We start from the raw sequence: 23,740 nt of genomic DNA, 5'->3' as shown, positions 1-23,740 counted from the left end.
CCGTTTGAATTACAAACGGCTTGCAATTGCCTCAGCAAAAGACATCGTGGTGCCCGTGCCACCCAAATCAGGCGTCAAGTTGTCTTTCGCGGTCAAGGTGTCAACAATGGCATTGCGCAGGCGGTTGGCCTCTTCTGGCATGCCCAAATGGTCCAACATTTGACCGGCTGCGAGCAGCAATGCGCAGGGGTTAGCGATGCCCTTACCTGCAATATCCGGTGCTGAGCCATGCACAGCCTCAAAGATCGCAGCGTTGTCGCCGATGTTGGCGCCCGGTGCCAAGCCCAGGCCGCCAACCAAGCCGGCGCACAGATCAGAGATGATGTCGCCGAACAAGTTGGTGGTCACAATAATGTCGAACTGTTCAGGACGCATCACCAACTGCATGCAGGTGTTGTCGACGATCATTTCGTTCGCTTGAATGTCTGGATACTGCGCAGCAATTTCACGCGCGGTTTTCAAGAACAAGCCCGAGGTGGACTTCAGAATATTGGCCTTGTGTACGATCGTGACTTTCTTACGACCGGTCTTACGCGCAAGCTCAAACGCATAACGCACGACGCGCTCGGCGCCCTTGTGGGTAATACGCGACGTCGATGTTGCCGTCTCGCCATCTTCAGACACGGCTTGGCCGTCACCGATGTACAAGCCTTCCGTGTTTTCACGGATGGTGATCAGGTCCACGCCATCCGGAAAACGGGATTTGGTGTTGGGGAAGCTCTTGGCCGGACGCACGTTCGCATACAAGTCGAACTTCTTGCGCAGGCTCACATTGATCGAGGTAAAGCCCTCGCCTACCGGCGTGGTCAGCGGGCTCTTCAACGCAATGCGGTTCTTTGCGATCGAGTCCAGCGTCGCCTGAGGCAACAATTCTCCGTGCTTTTCTTGGGCAGCCAATCCCGCGTCAGCTTCTTCGTAAGCCAAGCCGAGTTTCATGGTGTCGAGAACATGTAGCGTGGCAGCCATGATTTCAGGGCCAATGCCGTCGCCACGGATCACGGTGATCGTGTGGGTCATTTTCAGGTTCCAGTAGGCGCGTAACGCGGAATGCATACGCCAGCGAAGGCACAATTATGCCAGACGGAGGGGTCCGGTTACCTGAAGGAATCGATTACTCCGCGAGGAGTGCATCGAATTTTCCGTCGCGATTGAGCGCCATCATGTCGTCGTATCCGCCGACGTGCGTATCGCCTACAAAAATCTGCGGCACGCTTGTGCGGCGGGTCAATTCGACCATTTTCTCGCGTTCTGCGGCATCGGTATCAATTCGAACTTCCGTCCACGCCAGATTTTTGGATTTCAAGAAATTCTTGGCGGCCACGCAATAGGGGCACACCAATGTGGTGTAAATCTTGATTTCTTTCTGTTGCGACATCTGGCATCTCCCGTAGAAGGTCTATTTTGCGCTGAATTGCCCGACCTTGCACCCGCAATATTTACGCGCAATTCACGCGCCATGAGCGCGTACACGGCATGCTTGGCGGGCAATCATCCCATTTGCAGGTGCCCGTGTTGTTTCGATCCCGCGTTCTGGCCACGGCCATCACATTGACCTTAGCAACGGGTGTCCTGCTGCCCGATCGCCTAAGCGCACAAGACAGTCGATTGCCGAGCATGGGTTCTTCAGCCGATGCGCTGCTGTCACCGACGCAACAGGCCGGCTATGGCGCAATGATGTTGATGCAATTGCGGCATATGAATTTGACGATGGAAGATCCCTTGCTCAACGAGTGGATTCAATCGGTAGGTCACAAACTCGTTGCAGCCAACAATCAACCTGATGCGTCGTTTCACTACTTTCTGATGCGCGAGCGGGAAATCAACGCCTTTGCCACCTTGGGTGGTTACATCGGGGTGAATTCCGGCTTGATCTTGTTGGCCGAGAAAGAAGACGAACTGGCGGGCGTGCTTGCGCACGAGACTGCGCACGTGACGCAGGCACACGTATTGCGCGCCGTCGAACAAGCCAAACGCGATCAGTTGCCGATTTTGCTCGCCATGCTGGGGGCCATTGCCGTTTCGCAAACTGTCGGTGGCAGTTCAGCGGCCAATGGCACCATGGCCGCTGTCATGGGCGCGCAAGGCCTCATGGTTCAACGGCAAATCAACTACACGCGCGGTCGCGAAGCCGAAGCAGACCGTGTGGGTATTCGCCTGCTGACACGCGCCGGCTATTCCGCAGATGCGATGGCAACGTTTTTCGAACGCATGCAAAATGCGATGCGTGCAAATCGCGGCGGGGATCGCGAAGAAACGCCCGACTACTTGCTGACGCACCCGGTGACACAAGTACGCATTGCTGAAGCCAAAGAGCGCGCACGGACCTTCCATTCAAACGCAGGGTTTGCGGTTGGCACCGGCGGCAACAATCCCCTGTTGCCCGGCAACATGCAAGTCACCTCCAGCACCCGTTTCACAACGCAAAGTAATTTCGATTTTGCACGCGAACGCATTCGTGCACTGAGTGCGAGCACGTCGACCCTCGCCGTCAGGGAGTATTTGGATTACGGCAAAGCGGGCGACCTACCGGATTCGAAACGCTATGGCATGGCCGTCGCACAAATCCGAGGTGCTCATTACGCCGAGGCACTCAGTACGTTGGCCAAAATTTCGCCAGCCGGCCAGCAACATCCTTGGGTGGAGTTGACGCGCGCTGAAGCACTGGGCTTGTCCGGCAATGCTGCTGCCGCTGATGCCGCGTTTGAAAGTTTGCTTACGCGCATGCCCAATAGTCAGCCCGTGGCATTGACATATGCGCAAGTTCTGACGCGTCGAAATAACAAGACGTCAGGTGCGCGTGCTCAAGCCGTGTTGCGCAATATTGCTGCAGCAGCCGGTGATGACCCGACGTTTCAAACGGCTTACGCCCGCGCCAACGAAATCGCCGGCGACACTGTGCGCGCAGGTGAAGCGCATGCGGAGGCCGCGTATTTGACGGGGAACCCGGAAGCCGCGCTCATGCAACTCCATACGCTCAAAGCACGCCCAGACTTGGACTACTACGCGCGTGCCAGAATTGACGCGCGCATCGCATCGATGACGCCTGTGGTGCTTGAGCTGCGACGCCAAGGCTTCAAAGACTGGGACGGGCCGCAACGAGATCGTTGAGCCCGCCACTCGCGGTGCATAGGCGCACCACGACACTGTCATAACACTGTCACTAAACTGTAGTCCTATGTGCACGACTCAAGTGAATTGGCGAAACCGTGCAAAAGCGAATCTTGATAGTTGACGACGAGCCCGCCATTCGGGACATGGTGGCCTATGCACTTCGCAAAGCGGAGTTCGAACCCATTTCCGCAGGCGACGCACGAGACGCGCAAACGGCGATCGCAGACTTTTTGCCCGACTTGATCTTGTTGGACTGGATGTTGCCCGGCACCAGCGGTTTGGAATTGGCGCGCCGCTGGCGCAAAGATGCATTGACGCGAGACATTCCAATCATCATGTTGACCGCGCGCGGCGAAGAGAACGACCGCGTCTCTGGCCTTGAGGCTGGCGTGGATGACTATGTCGTCAAACCGTTTTCTGCGCGTGAATTGCTCGCCCGCATTCGCGCGGTCATGCGACGCTCAAGGGAAGACGACGAAGAAGGCAATGTCAGTGTCGGCGCGCTTCGAATTGATGGCGCTGCGCATCGTGTCTTTGCCACTGTCAACAGCACCGCCGTGCCCGTGACCATTGGGCCGACCGAATATCGCTTGCTGCACTTCTTCATGACGCATGCGGAACGCGTTTACACACGGTCGCAGCTCCTTGATCATGTGTGGGGCGGCAGCGTTTACGTGGAAGAACGCACGGTAGACGTCCACATCCGACGCCTTCGCAAGACACTTGAACCGCATGCGTTAGACGCAATGGTCCAAACAGTGCGCGGCGCCGGCTACCGCTTTTCGGCTGCCGCCTGACACATGAATTCAGCACTTCGAACGGCATGGTTGAAAACACTGTGGCCGGTGGCTGCACTGTTGGGAGCCGCACTGCTCATTGGCCTGCTGACACAGCATGTGTGGATGGCCTTGGCACTCACTGCGATCGCTATCGTCGCATGGCAGCTCTGGCAACTTAGGACCTTACTCGGCCATCTCAACACGCGCAGCACGCCGCGCGCGCCTGAAGGCGGTGGCATTTGGAATGAGATTATTCGCGTGCTTTCGCGACGGCATCACGCGGCACGTGCCCGCAAGAAACGCTTGGTGTCGATGCTGCGTGTTTATGGCCATGCTGGCGCAAGTTTTCCAGATGCCGTGGTTGTCATTTCAGGCGAACGCAATGAGATCGAATGGTTCAATGACGCGGCTACGGCATTACTGGGCTTGGCCTACCCAAGAGATGTGGGCAGCTCGCTCGACTCGCACCTGATGCATTTGAGCGTGCCCGGCTGGTTGAATCGTGACGACGCTCAAGATTCACTGCCGGATGAAGCGTCGCCTGTGGATGCAAACATTCGACTTGCACTCAAGCTCTTCTCCTATACGGACAGCGCGCGCATTCTGATTGCGCGTGACGTCAGCAAACTGATGCATTTGGAACAAGTCCGTCATGACTTCGTCGCCAATGTGTCACACGAGTTGCGAACGCCCTTGACGGTTTTGCACGGCTATCTCGATTTGCTTGACGATGAAGAAGACCCCGAACGCAGTCGCATGTTTACGGAAATGCGCCAGCAATCGCTGCGTATGAATCATCTCGTTGAAGACTTGCTGACGCTCTCCCGATTGGAAGCACAGGAGCCTTCGGATGAAGACGTCGTATCGATGCCCTTCATGCTTGCAGCATTAAGGCGCGAAGCGGAAGCCCTGAGTGGCGGCCAACACGTCATACGTGTCTCCGATGACGCACATGTCGACCTTTGGGGCTCTAACAAGGAATTACACAGCGCGTTCTCGAATTTAATTAGCAACGCCGTGCGCTACACCCCGAAGCATGGCGAAATTGATATTCAGTTTCGACGCGAGGGTGAAGGCGCTGCACTCAGCGTTCGCGATAGCGGGTATGGTATTCCTTCGGCACAAATTCCGAGAATTACGGAACGCTTTTATCGGGTTTCGAATAGCCGGTCCAGAGAACTGGGTGGCACGGGCCTCGGCTTATCCATCGTCAAGCATGTTTTAAACAATCACGGCGCCTCACTGGAGATTGAAAGTGATGTTGGCAAAGGAAGCACCTTCACATGTCATCTAAGCGCACACCGGATCGTGCCCCGTCGCCCGCTCAGCACGGCAGAATGATGGCAAGCAAGTTAGCGACGCCCGTTGATGCACGATCTTTGCATGACAGCGCGCTTTACCTGAGCCGCGAACTCTCGCAACTCGATTTCAATTTCCGTGTGCTTGCGCAGGCCTACAACGCAGACATTCCGCTCTTGGAGCGCTTGCGGTATATGTGCATTTCTTGCACGAACCTCGATGAGTTCTTCGAGATTCGTGCCGGCCGCATTCGCCACGCAGAACACCTTGAAATGGCGGCCGGCAGCGACGGACGCACGTACTCGACACTGATCAAACAAATTCATGCGCGCGCTGCGGAACTTGTGCAGGACCAATACGACTGCTTCTACAACGCATTGAAACCCGCATTGCTGGATTGCGGTATCAACCTGCCCGAACACGACCAATGGACGGATGCGCAACGCAATTGGTTGCGGAAGTATTTCCGCGAGCAGATCATGCCAGTGCTATCGCCTTTGGGTCTTGACCCCGCGCACCCCTTCCCGAAAATCCTGAACAAGACGCTGAATGTCGTCGTCGTGCTGGAAGGCCGTGACGCCTTTGGACGCGAGGGACATTTGGCGATTGTGCGTGCGCCACGGTCTTTGCCGCGCATTATCCGAATGCCTGATGCAGATGGGGATGGCGAGAAGTTCCATGACTTCGTCTTTCTGTCATCGGTGCTCTCTGCATTTGTCGATGAAATGTTTCCGGGCATGCGCGTGAAAGGGGCCTATCAATTCCGAGTCACGCGCAACTCGGAGTTGATCATGGATGATGACGATGTAGACAACCTTGCCCACGCATTGCGCGATGAATTGGTCGGTCGCGGCTATCTGCGTGCCGTGCGCCTTGAGCTTGAAGAAGACTGCCCACCGGACATCGCTCAGATGTTGCTGCAGAAGTTCGAACTCACTGACAACGCCGTCTATCGCATCAAGGGACCTGTCAACCTCAATCGGGTCGATCAAGTCTATGACTTGGTGAACCGCCCGGAATTGAAGTTTCCGCCGATGCACCCACGGCAGATGGACACCGAGAATCTGTTTGAAACGATTCGTAAGAGTGATGTTCTGCTGCACCACCCGTTTGACGCATTTACGCCGGTGCCCGAGTTGGTGCGACAAGCCGCGATGGACCCCAACGTACTCGCGATCAAACAGACGCTTTATCGAACGGGTAAAGACTCACCGATTGTCGATGCGCTGATTCACGCCGCACGCAATGGCAAGGACGTCACCGTCGTCGTTGAGCTTCTTGCGCGGTTCGACGAAGAGGCCAACTTGGGCTTTGCCGATCGCTTACAAGAAGCGGGTGTTCAAGTCGTTTACGGCGTTGTCGGCTACAAAACCCACGCCAAGATGATGCTCATTGTCCGGCGTGAGAACGGCAAGCTCAACCGTTACGTCCATATGGGCACAGGCAATTACCACGCCGGCACGGCACGCCTGTACACCGATATCGGATTGATGACTTGCCATCCAGAGATTACCGAAGACGTGCATCAGATATTCCAGCAGCTCTCCGGATTGGCGTCTGAGGTCAAGTTGAAAAGACTTTTACAATCGCCTTTCAGTTTGCACAGCGGCTTGCTCGAGCGGATTGAACGCGAAGCGGATCATGCGTTGGCCGGCAAGCAGGGGCACGTTATTGCGAAAATGAACGCATTGAACGAGCCGAACGTGATTCGTGCGCTCTATCGCGCTTCACAGGCCGGCGTAAAAATCGAACTGATCGTGCGCGGTGCCTGCACCTTGCGGCCTGGCGTCAAAGGCGTCTCAGAGAACATCACCGTTCGATCAATCATCGGTCGGTTCTTGGAGCACCATCGCGTGTATTGGTTCGCCAATGACAATACGCCGGAGATTTTTTGTTCGAGCGCGGATTGGTTGGAGCGCAACCTTTTGAGGCGCGTAGAGACCTGTTTCCCGATCTTGGACAAAAAGCTTGCGAAACGTGTTTTTGACGAAACGCTGGCAAACTATCTTGCGGACAACACACAAGCATGGGCGCTGATGCCAGACGGACGTTATGAACGTCTGGAACCGCAGACAGGACAGACGCCTCACTCCGCGCAAAATACCTTGCTGTCAAAAACCGACTAACGAACTTAAAGCGGGAAAATCTTTTGAGCGTTTTACCCCTCAAGAACGGTGACATGCTGGCTGCAATCGACCTCGGGTCGAACAGCTTTCATATGGTGGTTGCGCAGCAACAGTTAGGCCAACTTCGCATTGTCGACCGTTTGCGCGAGATGGTGCGCATGGCTGAAGGCTTGGATGCAAAAGGCAAGCTCGATCGCAAAGTCGAAGACCGCGCGATTGCCTGCTTGGAACGCTTCGGACAACGCATCCGAGGCATTCCAGCCGTACACGTGCGCGCGCTAGCGACGAACTCCGTACGCGCGCTTGCGGAACCCCAATCATTTTTGGTTCGCGCAGAGGCCGCACTGGGGCACGCCATCGAAGTTGTGGCAGGCCGCGAAGAGGCGCGTTTGGTGTACTTGGGTGTTGCGCAGGCAAATCCCACGCGCGATGGCAGCCTGCGCATGGTGATGGATATCGGCGGCGGCTCGACGGAAACCATCATCGGCCGTGGACTGGATCCGATCGAACGGGAAAGCTTGCAGGTTGGCTGCGTCACGACCACGCGACGTTTTTTCAGCGATGGAAAACTGACGCGCAAGCGTTGGCGACAAGGACTCATCGAAGTCGCGGCAGAATTTCAGCAGTTTGCGTTGACCTATCGGCAGTTGGGGTGGAGCGAAGCCATCGGCTCGTCAGGGACGATCAAAGCCATTGGCAAGGTCTGTAAGGAAATGAAACTCACGAACGGTGAGATCACACCCGTCGCACTGTGGACGTTGCGCGAACACGTGCTTTCATTCGGCTCAGTCGACGAGATCGAGCTACCCGATCTCAATGAGGACAGAAAGCCGGTGATTGCCGGCGGCATACTCGTGCTCGAAGCCGCTTTCTCCGCGCTTGGCATTCGCGAAATGCGCGTCAGCAAGGACGCGATGCGCGAAGGCATTTTGTACGACATGGCCGGACGTTTCGGAGGCGTGGATCCGCGCGAGTCGTCCATCGACGCGCTGATGCTGCGCTATGGCGTCGACACCGCACAAGCGTCGCGTGTCGATAAGACAGCACGCAGCCTCTTCAAACAAGTTGCCAAGACGTGGAAGCTCGATTCTGATGATATGGCGCGCCTATCTTGGGCCGCACGCGTGCATGAACTTGGACTCGCGATTGCACACAGCCAATATCAAGTCCATGGCGCGTACGTCTTGCAGAATTCGGATATGGCGGGCTTCACCTTCCAAGAGCAACAACAACTGGCGTGCATCGTCCGAAACCAACGCCGTTCGATCAGTCGCTCCAGTTTGGCTGCACTTCCGGATCGTGTTCGCCCTTCGACGCGACGTTTGGTGATGCTCTTGCGCATTGCGGTGCTGCTTCACAGATCGCATGAGGATGAGCGGATCAAACGCAAAAGGCTCATCGCTAGAGGCAACTCACTTACGCTCGAACTCAATGAAAGGTGGTTGGATGCACGCCCCTTACTGCGAACGGATTTGGAAAGTGCGCCGGAGGAATTGAAGGGTCTGGGCATCAAACTGACGATCAGACTGGTTTGAGTCCCGCGTTCGATTCACGCGGCGGATCGCGTAACATTTTGCAATGAACTATCGCCATGCCTTTCATGCAGGCAATCATGCTGACGTGCTCAAGCACGTGGCACTGCTCGCCCTGTGTGACACCCTGATGTCGAAGGCTTCGCCGATGTTCTTTTGGGACGTGCATGCCGGCGCGGGCGTGTATGACTTGGCTGGCGACGAAGCCGTCAAGACAGGCGAAGCGGACGCAGGCGTTGCCAAAGTCAAAGCCGTGTCCACAGAGCCCCTACAAAAGTACTTGGACGCAATTGCGGCATGCAAAGCGCAATTCGGCGCGAACTACTATCCCGGCTCACCTTGGTTGATACAAAGCAGGATGCGCGAAGGCGATCGACTGGCATGCACTGAACTGCATTCTGAAGTTGTGCCTCTATTGCGCGCCGCGATGAAAGGTGATCGCCGCATCGCCATCCATCAGGCCGATGGCTACAGTCAGGTGCGCGCGCTGCTGCCACCCAAAGATGGGGTGAATCGCCTCAATCGCGGCGTCGTCTTGCTGGACCCGCCCTACGAAGCGCAGCTTGCGGAATTCACGGCTGCGTTTGCGATGGTGACTGAAGCGATGCAACGCTGGGCGCAAGGCACGTATGTGCTTTGGTATCCGATCAAACGTCGACGCGACCTCGCGCGCATTTATCGCGATGCAGCGGCGCTACCTGCGAAATCCTTGCTGTCGATTGAACTCTTGGTACGCGAAGACGACAGTCCACTGCGCATGAACGGCAGTGGACTTTTCATCTGGAATGCGCCCTTTTTGTTCGACACTAAAATCGAACCATCGCTCCACGTGCTCAGTGAACAAATGGCCGACGGGCATGGGTCGGCGCACTGCGAATGGCTTAAGGCACCCGCTTAAGTATCCAGCGGCATCTTGTCGGAACCCGCGATTTCCGGTTCGAAAAAGCTCCAACGCACTTCGGCGAATTCAGCTTTGATTCGGCGCTCGATCGCGTTGATCTGCTGTATGAAACCCGGCACAGAGTCGTGGTCTTTCAAAATCGCCTGCACGGACATCATGACTTCGTTGCCAAGTTGAAGCGTAATCAAGCTGATGACGCGCTCCACTTCAGGCTGTTGCTCGATAAATTCGCGCAAGCGACGCTCGCGATCCGGATCCATACGTTGACCGATCAACATCGCTTTCACTTCAATGGCGACAAATACCGCAACGACGATCAACAACACACCGATGGCCAGGGTACCCAAGGCATCCCAAAGTGGGTTGCCGGTAAGGATGGTCAGCAACACGGCGGCCAAAGCAAAAATCAGACCTAGCAGCGCCGCCAAGTCTTCACCAAAAATCACGATGAGCTCAGCCTGCCGACTGGTCCGGAACCATTGCCACATAGTGCGCGACCCACGGGCCTTTGCGACCTCTTGCAAGCAGGCGCGCATCGACACGCCTTCCGCCACAATGGCGAATACCAAGACGGCGACCGCCCACCAGAGCTTGCTGACGTCAGGGGCGTGCAGGTCATGCAGCTTGTGCCAACCTTCGTACAGCGAGTACATACCGCCGACCGTAAATAGCATGACGGCCACGAGGAATGACCAAAAATAGATGGCCTTGCCGTAACCCAAGGGGTACTCATCGGTCGCCGGATGCTTGGACTGTTTGACGCCGAGAATCAGCAAGAGTTGATTGCCACAATCCGCCAGCGAATGGACGGTTTCGGCCAACATCGCGCTTGAGCCTGTGAAGAACGCCGCGACCCCTTTTGCGCACGCAATGGCGAAATTTGCCCCTAAGGCGAATAAGATGGCTCGGGTTGAATCATTGCCGCCTGACATCGGGACTTCCTGCTTCACAAAACGTGGGCCAGTCTACCAAAACGAATGCAAAACCCCGATTCATATAGGCAGCATTCACCTTCGAATCATGGCAGGATGTAGTTATGGCTATACGTAATCAATTGCCGCCTTGGCACGAAAAAATGCAGCTCGCGAACGGTCGGGAAGTGTTGATCCGCCCGATTCGTCCAGAAGACGCCATTATTCTTCGCGCGACTTTCCCGCTGTTTGAGCCGCAGTCTGTGGCCAAGACCTTTCAGTCGCGTGACACTGAACTCGGTGTCGATGATGCGGCGAGCATCGCCCAACCTGATCCCAAGAATGAGTTCGTTTTGGTTGCGACCGAACCCTACGATCCCGGCGAAGCCATGATTTTCGCTTTGATTCGCGGCAGAACCGAAGAAGGCTCGGACGAGGCAGAGTTTCATGTGCTCGTGGGCAGAAATGTTTTGAACTTGGGACTGGGTCGCCACTTGCTGTCGCGCTTGTCACGCTGGACCAAAGGACGTGGCATCAGCCGGATGGTCGGTGATTTGCCGCAGGAAAACAGTCCGATTTTGGACCACGCTGACTCGTTGGGCTTTCAACGTCAAAGCGAAAGTGAAGAATCCGGATTGGTGCGTGTCGTCTTAGATGGCGGAAGCGCAGCAGAAGCCTGATCGCACGCTACATGGCGGAGTCTTATGACGCGCGTCCGCTAAAATGCGCGTTCACATGAGCGACCGAACCTCGAACACCAACTTGCTCCCGCGCGCAGGCCATCAGCGCGCTTGGTGGCGTTCGCCCGGCACACGAACGGGTCTTGCCTTTGCAATTCTGCAGGCGGCGGTCTCGCATGACGGCCCGTTGCTCGTCGTAGCGCCCGACAACCAATACGCACATCAGATCGAAAATGACCTGCGCGTCTTAGCCAGCGCACAGGCGACGATCGAAGTCCTGCCCTTTCCCGATTGGGAAACCCTGCCCTACGACAGTTTCAGTCCGCACCCCGAGATCACCTCGCAACGCCTCGCAACCTTGCATCACTTGTCTCGACTGAAGCACGGCGTCGTTGTCGTGCCTGTGCAGACCTTGGTTCAGCGGCTTGCGCCGATCTCGCACATCGTGGGCGGTAGTTTTAACTACGTACGGGGCGAAAAGCTCGATTTCGATGCCGAAAAGCGCCGTCTCGAATCAGCCGGCTACCGCAACGTCCCGCAAGTCTTGGACCCCGGCGACTTTGCAGTGCGTGGCGGTTTGCTCGATGTGTTTCCAATGGGCACCACAACGCCGTATCGCATTGAATTGTTCGATGATGAAATCGATACCTTGCGTGCCTTTGATCCAGAGAGCCAACGTTCGCAAGATCATGTGGAACACGTTCGCCTACTACCAGGGCGCGAAGTGCCTGTCAGTGAGCATTCGATCGAGCAGGTGATGCGCATCTTGCGCGAGCGGTTTGATATCGACACACGGCAGAGCGCTTTGTATAAAGACTTGAAGTCAGGCATTTTGCCGGCGGGCATTGAAGCTTGGCTGCCGCTGTTTTATACCGACGAAAAGGGGCATGCGCAGACCTCGACACTGTTCGAGTACCTGCCGCAAAACACCCTACCCGTCTTGTGCGAAGACATCGGTCCGAACTTGGATCGATTCTGGACACAAACCGAGCACCGCTACGAACAGCGCCGATATGACTTAGAGCGTCCGATATTGCCGCCCAATGAGCTGTATTGGACGCCCGATCAATTGCGCGCGCAGCTGAATCAAAACGCACTGATTGAAGTGTGCGGCAGTGCGCACCCGCGATTTCAAGATGCGTTAGCGACGGGCGTGCAACCTGTGCCGCCCTTGCCGCTCGCCGGACACTCTGATGCGCCTGCTGCGGCGTTTAAGCAGTTTGCCGCGGCCTACCCCGGTGAGATTCGCATTGCCGCGGAATCCGCGGGTCGACGTGAGGCTTTGCTTGATGTGTTCCGTGCCGCCGGCATTGCGCCTGAAGTTCGCGCGTCGCTCGGCTTTGATGCGACTGCGCAACCCAAACACATCAGCATTTGCGTCGCACCACTGACGGACGGATTCGCGACCGATTCGCCCTTGGTTGCAGTGCTCACCGAGCAGCAATTCTTCCCCGAGCGCGCGAGTCACACACGGCGCTCACGCAAGCCGGTTAGAGAACCCGAATCCATCATTCGTGATTTGGGTGAATTGACTGAAGGTGCGCCAATCGTGCACGAAGACCACGGTGTCGGTCGCTATCGCGGCTTGATCACCCTGGAAACCGACGGTGAGCTCGGCGAATACCTCGATATCGAGTACGCGAAAGGCGACCGTCTCTACGTGCCGGTCTCGCAATTGGATTTGGTCTCGCGTTATTCGGGCGCATCGCCTGAAACCGCACCGCTGCATTCATTGGGTGGCGAGCGCTGGACCAAGGCCAAACAAAAAGCCGCAGAAAAAGTACGCGACGTTGCGGCCGAATTGTTGGACATTCAAGCGCGTCGACGAGCCCGTGCAGGCATTGCGCTGGAAACCGATCGTGCGCTATATGAGCCTTTCGCGGCAAGCTTTCCATTTGAAGAAACGCCTGACCAATATGCGGCGATTGAATCCGTGCTGCGCGACCTGGCCTCATCGCAACCCATGGACCGCGTTGTCTGTGGGGATGTCGGGTTCGGCAAGACCGAGGTTGCTGTGCGCGCTGCATTCGCGGCTGCATCCGCAGGCAAACAAGTGGCTGTACTTGTTCCGACCACGTTACTGGCGGAACAGCACTACCGCAACTTCCGTGATCGATTTGCAGATTGTCCGTTGAAAGTAGACGTGCTGTCGCGCTTCAAGACCGCAAAGGAAACCAAGCTTGCACTTGAGCAACTGGAACGCGGCGAAATCGACGTCATTGTCGGCACGCACAAACTCCTGAGTCCCGACATTCGATTCAAAGATCTGGGTTTGGTCATTGTTGATGAAGAACAACGGTTCGGCGTACGGCAAAAGGAGGCGCTCAAAGCGCTGCGCGCCAATGTGCATTTGTTAACGCTCACGGCCACGCCCATTCCACGTACGCTCAACATGGCCATGGCAGGCTTGCGCGACCTTTCGATCATTGCAACGGCACCTGCAAACCGGCTCGCCGTACAGACCTTCGTCGTGCCTTGGGATACCGCACTGCTGAAAGAAGCGTTTCAACGCGAGTTGGGCCGCGGTGGTCAGGTGTACTTCTTGCACAATGACCTGGACAGCATCCAACGCATGAAGCTTACGTTGGAAGAACTGATTCCCGAAGCGCGCATCGGCGTCGCGCATGGTCAAATGCCCGAGCGCGATCTCGAGCAAGTGATGCTGGATTTCCAGAAGCAGCGCGTCAACGTCTTGCTGTGTTCAACCATTGTTGAATCCGGCATCGATATCCCGAACGCAAACACGATGATCATCAATCGCGCGGACATGTTCGGCTTGGCGCAGTTGCATCAGCTTCGCGGCCGGGTCGGTCGTTCTCATCACCGCGCCTATGCGTATTTGCTCCTTCCTGATGATCGCTCGATCACCGCAGACGCGCGAAAGCGCCTTGAAGCCATCAGCTCGATGGATGAATTGGGCGCAGGCTTCTTGTTGGCCACACATGATTTGGAAATTCGCGGCGCAGGTGAACTGCTAGGCGAAGATCAAAGTGGTCAGATGACAGAAGTGGGCTTCAGTCTGTATACCGAGCTGTTGGAGCGCGCTGTACGAAGTATCAAAGAGGGGAAGATTCCCGAATACGACGCGGATGTTGCGCGTGGCGCTGAAGTGGAATTGCACGTCCCCGCATTGATACCGGAAGACTATCTCCCCGACGTGCACACGCGGCTCACGCTGTACAAGCGCATCAGCGCCGCGCGTGATGAAGACAGTTTGCGTGACCTACAGGTCGAGCTGATCGATCGCTTTGGCTTGCTGCCGGATCCCGTCAAGCATTTGTTTGCGATCGCGGAACTCAAACTGGAAGCGACGCGCATGGGCATCAAGAAATTGGTGCTGGGTGAAAAAGGCGGACGCGTGCAATTTGTCGCACGCCCGAATATTGATCCGATGTCATTGATCAAGTTGATTCAATCGCAACCCAATCGCTATCGAATGGATGGCCCGGAAAAACTGCGCATCGTCGACGCCGATCTTCCAGACTTTGCAAGTCGCATGAAGCAGGCACAAGGCCTCTTCACCTTACTCAGAATCTCTTAAGCCTTATCGCAGCTGGCTGTCTTTACTGCCGCGACGGTTGTATCCGGCGCCTTGCCCATTTTCAGCATCTACGCTTTCTTGGCACGGCACACACAATCGCACGCCCGGCATGGCCTTTCGACGCGCAGGCGGGATCTCAGCATCACATGCCTCGCAATACTCGAGTCCTTCTCCTGCCGGCAATTGCTGCCGCGCACGCTTGATCGCATCTTTGACCGTTGCATCGATTTGGTCTTGAACTGCGCCGTCGCCGGCCCAACCGGTGGCCATTGCTTATCTCCGTATTACGACGCGCCCGAACTCAGGCGCGCTCTTGATCTTCCAAACCCACGTGGACGTGTGCCGAATCATAGACTGCTTGATCGAGCAGACCGGTTTCCTTCGCCACCAATACCGGGACTAACACTTGGCCGGTGACATTGGTCATCGTACGCATCATGTCGAGCACGCGATCAATGGCGTAGAGAATACCAATGGCGTGCAACGGAAGGCCCGCCGCGCTCAACACCACCGTCACCATGATGACAGCCGTACCCGGCACACCTGCGGTTCCGAAACTACCGAGCACCGAAGCCAGCGCAATAATGAAGTATTGCCCGGTCGACAAATCAAGCCCCATGAACTGTGCAATGAACACTGCGGACAAAGCCGGATAAATGGCACCACAGCCATCCATCTTAATGCTCGCCCCTAAGGGCACGGCGAAGCCTGCATAGTCCTTATTCACGCCTAAGTTGTCTGCCGCCGAGCGCAATGACATCGGCAATGCAGCAAAACTACTTGAGGCAACAAAGGCGACTTGCATGGCAGGCGCTGCCCCTTTGAAGAACTTCCAAGGATTCAGGCCATGTGCCAAGAGCAAACCGGAGTACACAAAGATGATGTGGAAGGCGCAGGCCGCATACAACGCAATCACAAACTTACCGAGCGGAATCAATTGCTCGAAGCCATACCCACCGACCAATGCAGCAATCAAACCGAAGGTACCAATCGGCGTGAACTCAAGTACGTAGCGCGTCACTTGAATCATGACTTCGCTGGATTGTTTGAAGATATCGCGAACACCCGCCGTCTTCGCGCCCAGCTTGACCAACGAGAACCCGATCAACCCTGCAAAGAAGATCACCTGCAAAACGGTGAAGTTGCTTGGCACGATGATGGATTGACCGTTTTCGTCCTTGCCGGTGCCCAACGCGGCCATTGCTCGGAACGGATTCTCCGGCACGAGGTTCATCAGTACCTGTAGCGGACCCGGCACATTTTTGGGTGTGTAGTCGGATGCCACCTGCATGCTAGCCACATCGACGCCGACACCCGGCTTCAGCACCCAACCGAACACCAAACCGACACCCACCGCTAACACTGCCGTGATCGCAAACCACAAGAAGGTTCGACCGCCCAAGGCGGCAATGGATTTTTGTCCATGCAAGGAACTGACGGCACTCACCACCGCGAAGAACACGAGCGGGATGGCAATCATCTTGATCAGATTGACGTAGACGTCACCCAAGGGGCCAAACCACGTGACCGCATTCTGACCCAAGGCCCAACCGGCGAACATGCCGAGCACAAAACCGGCAACTACGCGTTGCCAAAACGGAATTCGAAACCACCAGGCCATCGTACGGTCGCTATAAGAACGTTGAAGTCCAAACAATAACGGAGACAAAGCCAACCTGCATGGAATGGCGCAAGAATCCGGCGACTGTGATCCTGAACAGTCATAATGAACACAACTTCGAACGGTTAAAAACGATGAACTTCTTGAAGCCGACAGCGCTTGCTTGCCTATCCACCCTGCTAGGCGCATGTGCCGGAATGACCCCCGCCGGATCATCTCCTGCTACCGATGTCGTCATCTCGACGCCCAGCATCGACCGCCCCTCAGGGGAAACGCCCGCGTGGTGGTTTAACCAAGGTGCTGCCGAAGCGGCCAACTTGGGCGCCTCGAAAGGCCGCGCCAAGAATCTGATTCTGTTTGTGGGTGACGGCATGAGCCTGACCACGGTTGCCGCCGCACGGATTTTCGAAGGGCAAAGCAAAGGGGGCAGCGGTGAAGAGAATCGTCTGTCTTGGGAGCGCTGGCCGCACACCGCACTGAGCCGTACCTACAACACGGATTCGCAGACGCCTGACTCCGCCGGCACCATGTCCGCCATGGCGACGGGCGTCAAAACGCGCTTAGGTGTATTGAGCATCGGCCAAACTGCGCCGCGCGGAGATTGCAGCAGTGCGCGCAAAGCTGAGTTGTTGACCTTGTGGGAACTCGCCGCATCCAGCGGTATGGCCACCGGCGTCGTGTCCACCGCGCGGGTGACCCATGCCACACCCGGCGCAACGTTTAGTCACAGTGCAGATCGCAACTGGGAAGACGACACCAAACTCAAACCGAAAGATGTCGAAGCCGGGTGCGTCGACATTGCGCGTCAAATGGTTGAAACCCGGTTTGGTCACGGGCCCGATGTTTTGATGGGCGGCGGTCGTGCGCGATTCATGACGGCACAACAAACGGATCCCGAGTATCCGAACAAAAAGGGTGCGCGTCGTGATGGCAGAGATTTGATTGCAGATTGGAAAGCGCGCCATCCTGATGGCACCTATGTGTGGAACGAACAACAATTGCGCGCCGCACCGACCTCAGGTGCCCTACTCGCCTTGTTTGAACCAAGCCACATGCAATACGAGCATGATCGCGCCCGTGACGGCGCTGGCGAACCTTCGCTCGCAGAGATGACACGCGCCGCGATCACGCGCCTGAAAGCTCAGCCCAATGGCTACGTGTTGTTAGTGGAAGGCGGCCGTATTGACCATGCAAACCACGCAGGGAATGCCTATCGCGCGCTCTCTGACACGGTTGCATTGTCTGATGCTGTGCGCGCCGCACAAGAAATGTCCGATCCGGCAGATACCTTGATGATCGTGACGGCAGACCACTCGCATACCTTGACCTTCGTCGGTTACCCCGCGCGCGGCAACCCCATCTTGGGCAAGGTGAAAGGCGGCAGTGGCGAATCGAGTGACGCTACGAAGTACGCACGCGATGCGTCTGGCCTTCCGTACACCACCTTGGTCTACGCAAATGGCCCGGGCAATGTCGGTGCGACCTCGCAGCAAGCAGAAGGACCGAAAAAGTTTGGTCACGAAGTGCGCAACTACAAGCGTCCGTTGAACGCGCGTCCGAATCTTGAAAACGTCAACACCGAAGATCCCGATTACATGCAAGAGGCTTTGGTGCCGATGGGTTCCGAAACACATGGCGGTGATGACGTCGGTGTGTGGGCGTGGGGTGCAGGTGCCAATGCCGTACGCGGTAATGTCGAAGAAAACACCATCTTCCATTTCCTCTTGCAATCGAGCCCGCGCTTGCGCTCCGCACTCTGTGCAAAATCCACGTGCGTTCAAGGGGTTCCAACAACACTCCCTGACCCTACGAAGTTCGTAGGCACCGACAATCGCTAGTTTTTCACGTGATGCTTCGTATTGAAGCTCGATAATCAAAGGACTGAAAGGAGCTTGAATGAACACCTCGTTGAAAAATAAGGTCTGCGTCGTCACTGGCGCAGCCAATGGCATCGGCAAGCGAATCGCCGAAGTGTATGCACAGGCCGGCGCACGTGTCGCAATCGCAGACTTGAAGATCGATGCTGCCGAAGCGGCAGCGCAAGAAATTCGCGCTGCGGGTGGCGAAGCGCTTGCAGTGGCCATGGACGTCACCCAAGAACAGCAAGTCATCGACGGCATTGCCAAAGTGGTCGGCGAATGGGGCAAAGTCGATGTGCTGGTCTCTAACGCCGGCATTCAGATCATCAACAAGATCACCGACTTCGCCTTCGAAGACTGGAAGAAGATGCTCGCCATTCATTGCGACGGCGCGTTCTTGACTGCGCGAGAATGCATGCGCGATATGGAAAAACGCAAAGCGGGCGGCGCCATCATCATGATGGGCTCGGTGCACTCGCATGAGGCTTCGCCACTCAAGGCGCCGTATGTGACTGCGAAGCATGGCCTGCTGGGTTTGGCTCGCGTCATTGCGAAAGAAGGCGGCAAGCTTGGCATCCGTTCGAACGTGATTTGTCCGGGTTTCGTGCGCACGGCTTTGGTGGACAAGCAGATTCCTGAGCAAGCAAAGGAGCTCGGCATCAGCGAAGAGGAAGTGATTAAGAACGTGATGTTGAAAGAAACCGTCGATGGCGAGTTCACGACCGTCGATGACGTTGCCAATGTCGCCTTGTTCCTCGCCGCTTTTGAAACCAATGCCTTGACCGGTCAAAGCATCATCGTCAGCCATGGCTGGCACATCAACTAAGCATCAGGATCGGCTTGACCGTATCCAAGCGTGCGCGGCGGAATACCCGACGATTGCACTGGTACTCCAAGGCGGTGGCGCCTTGGGCGCGTACCAGTGCGGTGTCTATGAAGGACTGACGGAAGCCGGTGTCCTGCCCAATTGGCTCGCGGGCATTTCAATTGGCGCCATCAATGCCGCGATCATTGCGGGCAATCCCCCTGAAGAGCGGTTGGCGCAACTCAAGAGTTTTTGGGATCAAATCAGTCACCCTGGCGACGCGTTGTCGATGCCGGCCACGTATATGCGGAGTATGTTGTCCGCGTTTCCGCAAACCGACTTAACGCATTCTTGGGCGGCCGCTTTGAGTGCGGGGGCAGCGATGCTCAATGGCCAATCCGGCTTCTTTGAATCCAGACCGGTGTCACCCTTCTTCAACTTGGGCGGCGGCGATGCAGCGACAAGTTTCTACGACACAGCGCCCTTAAAGCAGACATTGGAACGCTGTGTCGATTTCGATCGCATCAATCACAAAGACAGTTGCCGCTTGACCGTGGGTGCTGCGGAAGTGACGACCGGTAACTTCCGCTACTTCGACAGTCGAGAAACCAAGATCAGGCCAGAACACATCATGGCGTCTGGCGCGTTACCGCCCGCCTTTCCTGCGGTGGAAATTGATGGCGTGGCGTACTGGGACGGCGGGCTGATTTCAAATACACCGCTCGAGTACGTACTCGATCTATGGCCGCGCGAAGACACGTTGGCATTGCAAGTCGATCTGTGGAGTGCACGCGGGCCGATGCCAAACTCGATGCTTGAGGTGCTCGAGCGCCAGAAAGACATTCAGTACTCCAGCAGGACGCGTCACGGCACTGACATGGTCGCGCGTACACAACGCTTGCGCACCGCACTGGGTGAACTCATCAAGCGACTACCCGATAAGAAAGTGCCAGACGAACTCGAAGCAGCGCTTGCACCTTGGCTCGACGATCGCGTGTTCAACATCGTGCACTTCATCTATCAGGCGAAGTCGCACGAAGAGAATTTCAAAGACTACGCATTTGGAAAGTTCGCGATGCGCGAACACTGGGAAAGCGGCCTACGCGATACCCGTATGACGATGGCGCATCCTGAGTTTTTAAAACTGCCGGATCGCGCCAAGGGCTATGCAGTGCACGATGTGCACCGCAATGCCGAGAAGTCTCAGGTGAAGCCCGAATAGCGTTTAGAAGGGTTTGGCGATGACCAGCCAAACCACGACGAGCAACAGCAACACGGGAATCTCATTGATCCATCGAAGTTGCTTTGAACTTGCCAAGCGTTGGCCCGCGTCGGCGGACTTCAGCATGCGGCCAATCCAAATGTAATAAGCAAACAGGACAGCCACGATCAACACTTTGGCGTGCAGCCATCCACCTTGAATCTTGAAGCCTAACCACAGGACAAGACCGAAGATCAGCATGACGCCGAACATCATGTGGCCGAAACGCATGAGTCGCTTGCCCATCAAGATGAGTCGCGCACGCACTTCTGCCGCATCACCGACCTCAGCAATATTGACCAAGATTCGCGGCAAATAGAACACGCACGACATGAAGGCAATCGCGAAAACCAGATGCAATGTTTTAATCAAGGGGTACCACGTCGCCATAGACTATTCTTCCCGTGAGATTCAGACATCATAGGCCGAATGCGTAATTCCCCAAAAATCTACGATCAAAAGTACTTCGACCGCTGGTATCGCGGCCGCACGATTGGCACGCGTGCGGAAGTCGAGCGCCTAGTGACCTTGGCGGTTGCAACCGCCGAGTACCACTTGGAGCGCCCTATTCACAGCGTTCTGGATATCGGCTGTGGTGAAGGACCTTGGCAACCGATCTTGAAGCGGCTGCGCCCGAAGGCGCGCTATATGGGTTTTGATTCGAGCGAGTACGCGGTACGTAAATTCGGCGCACGTCGGAACATTCATTTCGCGCGATTCGCGGATTTCGAGATGTTGCGTCCTTGCCCGCCTGCGGACCTCGTGGTCTGTTCAGACGTGCTGCACTACCTCACACCACGAGAAATTGACCGCGGGCTACCGGGCCTCGTCGAACTGACGGGTGGCATCTTGTGCCTGCCGACTTTTGTGCGCGGCGACGCTCTGGAAGGTGATTTCCACGATTTTCATCAACGTCCTGCGTCGTTTTATACCCGTCGCCTCGAGGCATTGGGCATGCAGGCGCTGGGCAATCACTGTTGGATCGACGCCGATCATCCGCTGACCGGACTGGAAAAACGGTGAGGTTGCGCACGAAAAATGACTGCTGAGTGCGCTATGCTGCAATGCACAAGCGGAGAACTGCATGTTTTATCAATTGAATGAATACACGCGTGCATGGCTACAGCCTTGGACATTCCTGGCAGATGCCGGCGCACAAATGTATTCCTCACAAGGCAGTTGGATGTCCCAACTCCCTTGGGCAGACCGCGCGGCTGCAGGCTTCGAACTCTTCCACCGCTTGGCCAAAGATTATGAAAAGCCCCGCTTCGGCATCGATCGTGTCGAGGTGAATGGAAAAGAGTGTGCTGTTTTGCAACGCACCGTTCTCGCGAAGCCCTTCTGCAATTTGGAACACTTCAATCGTTTGTCAGATGACTCGGCAACCGTCAAACGATTGACGAATGCTGCCAATGTTTTGGTCGTTGCACCGCTCTCGGGCCATCACGCCACTTTGTTGCGCGATACCGTTGGCAGCTTGCTTCAAGACCACAATGTATTTATCACGGACTGGGTCGATGCCCGCATGGTGCCGGTCAGCGAAGGTGAGTTCTCACTCGAAGACTACGTGACCTACATCGAAGACTTCATTCGTGAAATTGGCGCAGATGATCTGCACGTGATCAGTGTGTGCCAACCGACGGTGCCGACCTTGGCTGCAGTGTCATTGATGGCTGCGCGCGGTGAACCTACGCCGACTTCATTGATCATGATGGGTGGCCCAATCGACACGCGTCGCTCGCCCACGTCTGTCAACAATTTGGCGACGCGCCATCCATACAGTTGGTTCGAACAAAATGTGATTCACATCGTGCCGGCGAATTATCCCGGTGCAGGTCGTCGCGTCTATCCCGGCTTTTTGCAACACATGGGCTTCATTGCCATGAATCCCGAACGTCATGCCGTATCGCATTGGGACTTCTATCGCGACCTTGTCAAAGGCGATCTGGAAACGGCGCAAACGCACCGTCGCTTCTACGACGAATACAACGCGGTGTTGGATATGCCGGCCGACTACTATTTGGATTGCATTCGCATTGTCTTCCAAGACCACCTGTTGCCGCGCGGTCTGTGGGACATCCATGGCGAACGCGTCGACCCCTCCAAGATCCGTTCTTCCATCATGACGATTGAAGGCGAATTGGATGATATTTCAGGTGTGGGGCAAACCAGCGCTGCACATGATCTCTGCACGGGCGTAAGTGCGGATCACAGAGAAAAGCTGGTCATTGAAGGTGCCGGTCACTACGGTATTTTCAGTGGTCGCCGCTGGCGCACACAGGTGTACCCGAAGGTCCGGGATTTCATCGCACGTCAGCGCGCCTAAAAATCAAGCTATCCTGCAACGAGCCTCTCAAGGAACGTTGCATGAACCGGAACCTTGTATTTCTCGCGTGTCTCACCGCCGGATTAAGCGCACATGCGTTTGCGTACGCGGCCACGAAGCAACCGGCTGAGAAGCCGACCTATCAAACTGCCAAGCAAATCATTGATGCGGCTCCGGCTGAAGCCTGGCGCATGCCAGATCCCTCGCATGTGCTTTACATGGACCTGGCCAATGGCAAGCGCGTCATCATCGAGCTCGCGCCCGACTTTGCCCCGCAACACGTCGCCAACATTCAAGCTTTGGCGCATGGCGGCTTCTGGAACGGCTTGTCGATCTATCGCGCACAAGACAATTACGTCGTGCAGTTTGGCGATCCGGACGCTGACGATGCCACGAAAGCGAGACCTCTGTCGGCAAACGCAAAGTCGAAACTTCCGGCCGAATTCGAACGCAGCAGCAAAGGCTTGCCTTTCCATCGTCTGAAAGATGTCGACGGCTGGGCACCCGAAACGGGCTTTTCAAACGGATTTCCCGCTGCACGTGATCCGGCCACACATACTGCTTGGATGACCCACTGTTACGGCACCTTGGGTGCGGGCCGAGGCAACGAGTCCGATAGCTCCACCGGTGCAGAACTCTATGTGATCATCGGCGACGCACCGCGCGGACTCGATCGAAACATCACGGTCGTCGGTCGCGTATTGCAGGGCATGGAGTACTTGAGTGCCACGCCACGCGGGCCCGCCCCCATGGGGTTCTTTGAAGATCCAACACAGCGCGTGCCGATTCAATCGATTCGTCTTGAAAGCGATGTCCCGGCAGCCGAACGTACTCCGTTGCAAGTGCTGCGCACGGACACCGCCTGGTTCGACCGCGCGACCGAAGCGCGCCGCAACAGGCGTGACGAATGGTACAAGCGCCCTGCCAACCATATTGGTATTTGTAGTATTTCGCCCGTGGTACGTACGCCCAAGTAAGCTTGGGAGAC

General features: G+C 56.2%; 20 protein-coding genes. 14 read left to right on the top strand and 6 right to left on the bottom strand.

Annotated elements, in window-relative coordinates; translation table 11 throughout:
* Positions 1-9: 9 nt before the first annotated feature.
* Entirely contained in the window at positions 10-1,017 is a 1,008-nt protein-coding gene (locus G7069_RS07190) for an isocitrate dehydrogenase (protein ID WP_166295769.1), read from the bottom strand.
* Between the two features lie 94 nt (positions 1,018-1,111).
* Complete coding sequence (grxC, locus tag G7069_RS07185; RefSeq protein ID WP_166295766.1) at positions 1,112-1,375, bottom strand: glutaredoxin 3; 264 nt, start codon at positions 1,373-1,375, stop codon at positions 1,112-1,114.
* Positions 1,376-1,509: 134 nt separating this feature from the next.
* On the opposite strand from grxC, the gene G7069_RS07180 reads away from it, so the two are divergent.
* The 6 genes from G7069_RS07180 to rlmJ all read left to right on the top strand — a co-directional run bounded on the left by G7069_RS07180 (position 1,510) and on the right by rlmJ (position 9,745).
* Entirely contained in the window at positions 1,510-3,108 is a 1,599-nt protein-coding gene (locus tag G7069_RS07180) for a M48 family metalloprotease (protein ID WP_240912504.1), read from the top strand.
* 98 nt (positions 3,109-3,206) lie between these two features.
* Positions 3,207-3,908, top strand: coding sequence for a phosphate regulon transcriptional regulator PhoB (gene phoB, locus G7069_RS07175; protein WP_166295761.1), 702 nt, complete (start codon positions 3,207-3,209; stop codon positions 3,906-3,908).
* A 3-nt stretch (positions 3,909-3,911) separates the two neighbouring features.
* Positions 3,912-5,231 carry a phosphate regulon sensor histidine kinase PhoR gene (phoR, locus tag G7069_RS07170; protein WP_166295758.1) on the top strand — a complete coding sequence of 440 codons (1,320 nt, stop codon included), beginning with the start codon at positions 3,912-3,914 and terminating at the stop codon, positions 5,229-5,231.
* Positions 5,231-7,315 (top strand): polyphosphate kinase 1, encoded by a 2,085-nt coding sequence (gene ppk1, locus G7069_RS07165; RefSeq protein ID WP_166297626.1) that lies wholly within the window; start codon positions 5,231-5,233, stop codon positions 7,313-7,315. The genes phoR and ppk1 overlap by 1 nt, the downstream gene beginning before the upstream one ends.
* Before the next feature lie 53 nt (positions 7,316-7,368).
* The gene (locus G7069_RS07160; protein WP_166297624.1) at positions 7,369-8,850 is read left to right on the top strand and encodes a Ppx/GppA phosphatase family protein; all 1,482 of its coding nucleotides are present in this window, start codon (positions 7,369-7,371) and stop codon (positions 8,848-8,850) included.
* A 43-nt stretch (positions 8,851-8,893) separates the two neighbouring features.
* Positions 8,894-9,745 (top strand): 23S rRNA (adenine(2030)-N(6))-methyltransferase RlmJ, encoded by an 852-nt coding sequence (gene rlmJ, locus G7069_RS07155; protein WP_166295755.1) that lies wholly within the window; start codon positions 8,894-8,896, stop codon positions 9,743-9,745.
* Here the strand turns inward: rlmJ and G7069_RS07150 are convergent.
* Entirely contained in the window at positions 9,742-10,680 is a 939-nt protein-coding gene (locus tag G7069_RS07150) for a cation diffusion facilitator family transporter (RefSeq protein WP_166295753.1), read from the bottom strand. The two genes, rlmJ and G7069_RS07150, sit on opposite strands and share 4 nt — an antisense overlap.
* A 104-nt stretch (positions 10,681-10,784) precedes the next feature.
* Here G7069_RS07150 and G7069_RS07145 point away from each other — a divergent pair, with 104 nt between their 5' ends.
* Positions 10,785-11,339, top strand: coding sequence for an N-acetyltransferase (locus tag G7069_RS07145; protein WP_166295750.1), 555 nt, complete (start codon positions 10,785-10,787; stop codon positions 11,337-11,339).
* A 55-nt stretch (positions 11,340-11,394) separates the two neighbouring features.
* Positions 11,395-14,880 (top strand): transcription-repair coupling factor, encoded by a 3,486-nt coding sequence (gene mfd / locus G7069_RS07140; RefSeq protein ID WP_166295747.1) that lies wholly within the window; start codon positions 11,395-11,397, stop codon positions 14,878-14,880.
* Positions 14,881-14,883: 3 nt separating this feature from the next.
* On the opposite strand, the gene G7069_RS07135 is transcribed toward mfd, so the two are convergent.
* Entirely contained in the window at positions 14,884-15,150 is a 267-nt protein-coding gene (locus tag G7069_RS07135; RefSeq protein ID WP_166295744.1) for a DksA/TraR family C4-type zinc finger protein, read from the bottom strand.
* Positions 15,151-15,181: 31 nt separating this feature from the next.
* Complete coding sequence (locus tag G7069_RS07130) at positions 15,182-16,501, bottom strand: dicarboxylate/amino acid:cation symporter (protein WP_166295741.1); 1,320 nt, start codon at positions 16,499-16,501, stop codon at positions 15,182-15,184.
* A gap of 134 nt (positions 16,502-16,635) precedes the next feature.
* Here G7069_RS07130 and G7069_RS07125 point away from each other — a divergent pair, with 134 nt between their 5' ends.
* From G7069_RS07125 to G7069_RS07115, 3 genes are read left to right on the top strand one after another with little or no spacing between them, the layout of a single operon-like run.
* Positions 16,636-18,339 (top strand): alkaline phosphatase, encoded by a 1,704-nt coding sequence (locus G7069_RS07125; protein ID WP_166295738.1) that lies wholly within the window; start codon positions 16,636-16,638, stop codon positions 18,337-18,339.
* Positions 18,340-18,397: 58 nt separating this feature from the next.
* Positions 18,398-19,186 (top strand): 3-hydroxybutyrate dehydrogenase, encoded by a 789-nt coding sequence (locus tag G7069_RS07120; protein ID WP_166295735.1) that lies wholly within the window; start codon positions 18,398-18,400, stop codon positions 19,184-19,186.
* Positions 19,167-20,387, top strand: coding sequence for a DUF3734 domain-containing protein (locus G7069_RS07115; protein ID WP_166295732.1), 1,221 nt, complete (start codon positions 19,167-19,169; stop codon positions 20,385-20,387). Before G7069_RS07120 ends, G7069_RS07115 begins: the two co-directional genes overlap by 20 nt.
* 3 nt (positions 20,388-20,390) lie before the next feature.
* On the opposite strand, the gene G7069_RS07110 is transcribed toward G7069_RS07115, so the two are convergent.
* Positions 20,391-20,816 (bottom strand): CopD family protein, encoded by a 426-nt coding sequence (locus G7069_RS07110; protein WP_166295730.1) that lies wholly within the window; start codon positions 20,814-20,816, stop codon positions 20,391-20,393.
* Positions 20,817-20,855: 39 nt separating this feature from the next.
* Here G7069_RS07110 and G7069_RS07105 point away from each other — a divergent pair, with 39 nt between their 5' ends.
* The 3 genes from G7069_RS07105 (at position 20,856) to G7069_RS07095 (ending at position 23,729) form a co-directional block, all read left to right on the top strand.
* Positions 20,856-21,449, top strand: coding sequence for a class I SAM-dependent methyltransferase (locus tag G7069_RS07105; protein WP_166295727.1), 594 nt, complete (start codon positions 20,856-20,858; stop codon positions 21,447-21,449).
* Positions 21,450-21,510: 61 nt separating this feature from the next.
* Positions 21,511-22,752, top strand: a complete 1,242-nt coding sequence (gene phaZ / locus G7069_RS07100) for a polyhydroxyalkanoate depolymerase (RefSeq protein ID WP_166295724.1) — start codon at positions 21,511-21,513, stop codon at positions 22,750-22,752.
* 41 nt (positions 22,753-22,793) lie between these two features.
* Positions 22,794-23,729: a peptidylprolyl isomerase gene (locus G7069_RS07095; protein WP_166295721.1), complete on the top strand. Its 936-nt coding sequence runs from the start codon at positions 22,794-22,796 to the stop codon at positions 23,727-23,729.
* The last annotated feature ends 11 nt before the right edge of the window (positions 23,730-23,740 follow it).

The sequence above is a fragment of the Lysobacter sp. HDW10 genome (genome assembly GCF_011300685.1).
GTDB lineage: Bacteria > Pseudomonadota > Gammaproteobacteria > Xanthomonadales > Xanthomonadaceae > Solilutibacter.
This window is presented reverse-complemented; position numbering and strand designations above follow the sequence as displayed.